Origin of the sequence: Colwellia sp. 12G3, from assembly GCF_002836775.1 — a bacterium.
Lineage (GTDB): Bacteria > Pseudomonadota > Gammaproteobacteria > Enterobacterales > Alteromonadaceae > Colwellia.
The window spans coordinates 1-2,655 of sequence record NZ_PJAQ01000039.1 but is presented as its reverse complement, the minus strand read 5'-3'; the positions used below and the strand labels follow the sequence as shown (position 1 = coordinate 2,655).

At 34.7% G+C, this 2,655-nt stretch carries 3 protein-coding genes; 2 read left to right on the top strand and 1 reads right to left on the bottom strand.

What is annotated here, in order from left to right:
• Positions 1-177: 177 nt before the first annotated feature.
• Entirely contained in the window at positions 178-1,137 is a 960-nt protein-coding gene (locus CXF71_RS10095; protein WP_101232837.1) for an integron integrase, read from the bottom strand.
• Between the two features lie 345 nt (positions 1,138-1,482).
• Between CXF71_RS10095 and CXF71_RS10090 the strand changes: the two genes are divergently transcribed.
• On the top strand, positions 1,483-1,917 hold the full coding sequence (locus CXF71_RS10090) for a hypothetical protein (RefSeq protein WP_157826734.1): 435 nt from the start codon (positions 1,483-1,485) through the stop codon (positions 1,915-1,917).
• A 77-nt stretch (positions 1,918-1,994) separates the two neighbouring features.
• Complete coding sequence (locus tag CXF71_RS10085; RefSeq protein WP_101232835.1) at positions 1,995-2,447, top strand: hypothetical protein; 453 nt, start codon at positions 1,995-1,997, stop codon at positions 2,445-2,447.
• Positions 2,448-2,655: the final 208 nt, after the last annotated feature.

The following is a 2,655-nucleotide window of genomic DNA, read 5'->3' as shown; positions in this document are numbered from 1 at the left end:
TTAGCGGACGTTCCCAAAGTATAAAAACATGAGTATATTGATGATAACTTTTTGACAATAAACTGTTAATCCTAACTGGCAAAAATGCCACCACAGCGGTCATTCGTCATCAAATAGTTAATGCTAACTGAGGGCATCAGCAAAATAAAAAAAGAGATACTTTTTCTAATGGTTAGGTTATCTATCAATGGGGCTAAGAGTCCCTGATGAATGCTGGCCAATCACATGAGTATAGATTTGAGTAGTCTTCAAATCATTATGGCCAAGTAATTCTTGTACCGTTCTAATATCAGCTCCATTTAATAATAACTGAGTCGCGAAAGTATGCCGAAAGGTATGTGCTGTGACATGTTTTCTAATGCCTGTTTTCAAAACAGCAGCTCTCAGAGCTTTAGACAATGAAGTCCAATGTAAGTGGTGACGGCAAAAATAACCATCTGTTGGATGCTTACATCTAACAGTTGACGGGAATAGGTATTGCCATTTAAATTCAGTAATTGCCTTTGGGTATTTACGTGCTAATCCGGACGGTAAACTCGTTTTCCCTTCTCCTTCTGCTAAGTCTTTACGGTGTAGGCCTTCGACTTTCTCTATTTGTTCTTTAAGTGACTCTATAAGAGTTTTAGGCAATAAGGTCATTCTATCCTTAGCCCCTTTACCACGAAAAACATAAATTGAATTCCCGTCAAAATCGATATCTTTGATACGTAACGCTAACAACTCTGCTTTTCTTAACCCTGAGCCATATAGCAAACTGAACATCAGGTGATAAGGAGGCTTTAATCCATTAATAATTGCAGTCGCCTCTTTATTGGATAATACCATCGGTACTCTGGTTGGGGCTTTTGCTCTAACAGTATCAGATAGCAAAGTGAGCTCTCTTTCAAAGACGTGTTTGTACATAAAAACAATTGAACATAATGCTAAATTTTGAGTTGAAGATGTTACCTGCCTATTAACCGCTAAATAAGTGAGATAATTACTTACTTCTTGCTCACCCATATCCTTGGGGTGGCGTTTTTGGTTGAAGAGAATAAATCGTTTAATCCATAGTAAATACGTTTTTTCAGTTTGGATACTGTAATGCTTTGTACGGAGGATATGACGGATACTTTCAAGAAAAGGCGATGTAGACATTTTTCAAACCCCTGTAACTGTATTTATATACAGTGTAGGTTTGAGGTAAATAAATATCAAATATTATAACAGCGGATATTACTGAGAAGTCTCAGTAAATGCCAATAAACAGGATTAACTCATTAGGGCAATAGGTTAACCTTATGAAAAATATCAATTTAATTAATGTTATGATGATTGGATATTACTGAGACTTCTCAGTAATATCCAACTATAAATGTTTTCTTAAATTTTAATCTTTCTAATTCATTGAAATTATGGAATATTAAGCGGCAATAAATTAATTTTATGGGACGGACATTACTGAGAAGTCTCCATAATAAGCTGTTAGGTATCGGTGTTCTAATGAGTCTATCAACTAAGTATTCAAAATGTTCAGCCGATGAGCTATATGACATTTATGAGCATATCGACAAAGATGTCTATCCAGATAGAGTTAAGCAATTAATAGAAGAAATTAAAGTACGTGGATTGTCATCCCCCGTTGAAGTTGAAGAAGTTTATGTAAATACACCAGAAGAAATCCCTCCTGTAGAGTTTACTAAAAAGAAAGTTTTTGGGTCTATTATCGTCATATTGCTTTCTGGAGGAACTTTGGTTTGGGATATTTTAAATGGTTCTATGTCAAATAGAACCGGTACTATTTTAATGGCATCAGACACTCCATCTTCTTTTTATACTGCTTCAATAATTCGAATATTTTTTATCTTTTATTTTGTTCACCTTATTCTTACGGAGCAAAAAAAGATACCTAACAAGAAAATAAACAAGGACACGTAACAGTTGGCTACGTTTCGCTTCGCTACACAATTTTAGCCAACAATTACTTAGCCTGTTATTTGGGCGTTAGGAATACCATGAAGTTTCTGTGTTACTTTTTAGTTTTAATGTTCTCATTTAATTTACAGGCGCTTGATAAAAAGAGTTATAAGCCAACAATGTTACCTGACTTGCTTATAAAATCAGCGGCTATTGCTGAAGGCAAAACATTAGGGCAGTCTATAATTTTACCTCCAGAAAGGCTATTCCTTACCGCCAACATTTTAGAGCTACCTAAACGTTGCAATGCTCACTCATATGTCCAAATGATTATGAATATGTCACAAATAAAAATACCACCTATAAATTATTGTATGAAGGTAGCCACAGATTCAGGTGTCAGCCTTAATTTATTTGTTCAAGATACCTTGTCCAAAAGCATTGTTAGCCACTATAAAGTTAATCAAAGCGTGAATCTCTATTCTTTATGGATAATGGTAAACGCTTCTGATAAATTGCCGTATTTTATTATAAATGCTATTGAGAAGTAGGTATTCCTAACAAGTCAATTCAGTAGGACAAAAAACAGTTGGTTTTGCTCCTGCGTCGCTAATTATAACCAACTGATTTTTGCCTCTGATTGAGGCGTTATAAAGCTCAAGGATGATATGCGCAATTTTCTAGTTTTAGTTATCTTATTATTAAGTTTCTCTTCATATGCAAATTCTGAATTTGAAGGATTATGGGAAGGCTTTCAAG